The organism is Furfurilactobacillus sp. WILCCON 0119 (assembly GCF_053471565.1).
The window spans coordinates 1-735 of sequence record NZ_JBPCCV010000011.1 but is presented as its reverse complement, the minus strand read 5'-3'; the positions used below and the strand labels follow the sequence as shown (position 1 = coordinate 735).

At 43.9% G+C, this 735-nt stretch carries 1 tRNA gene and 2 rRNA genes; all 3 read right to left on the bottom strand.

What is annotated here, in order from left to right:
* Window positions 1-368: ribosomal RNA gene (locus tag ACRYI5_RS11045) — 23S ribosomal RNA — on the bottom strand; the annotation flags it as partial.
* 155 nt (window positions 369-523) lie between these two features.
* A tRNA-Lys gene (locus ACRYI5_RS11040) sits at window positions 524-597 on the bottom strand.
* An 86-nt stretch (window positions 598-683) separates the two neighbouring features.
* Window positions 684-735 (bottom strand): 16S ribosomal RNA (locus tag ACRYI5_RS11035); the annotation flags it as partial.

Sequence of the window (735 nt, the reverse complement as noted above, 5' to 3'; positions counted from 1 at the left end):
ACCCTATGGCGACGCTTCCCAACGTCTTCGACTATCATGGTCTTTGGTAACTCAAATGTTCAGTCCTACAACCCCAATCTGCAAGCAGATTGGTTTGGGCTCTTCCCCTTTCGCTCGCCGCTACTTAGGGAATCGAATTTTCTTTCTCTTCCTGTTGCTAATGAGATGTTTCAGTTCACAACGTCTACCTTCAACTAGAGTATGTATTCCCCTAGTGATAATCAGCTATTACACTGATTGGGTTTCCCCATTCGGAAATCTCCGGATCAAAGCTTACTTACAGCTCCCCGAAGCATATCGGTGTTAGTCCCGTCCTTCATCGGCTCCTAGTGCCAAGGCATCCACCGTGCGCCCTTTCTAACTTAACCTAACAATTCAAAAGAATTGCGGTTATGAGTTTAGCGAATAACAATTTTAACTTGTTAAAAAACTCAAAAAACGCGGTGTTCTCGGTTTTTAATAATAATAAAAAGAATCATGATTCAGTTTTCAATGTGCAACGCTCGGTCACTAAGTGACCAATTGGAGGATAATGGGCTTGAACCACTGTCATTCATCTGCAAGCAGATGCCGCTCTCCCATCTGAGCTAATCCCCCATGTCGTCTCTGACATGGTATGAGGTAAATCCCTCAAAACTGAACAACGTTTCAACAATGTGTAGGTTTCCGAATTATTTCCTTAGAAAGGAGGTGATCCAGCCGCAGGTTCTCCTACGGCTACCTTGTTACGACTTC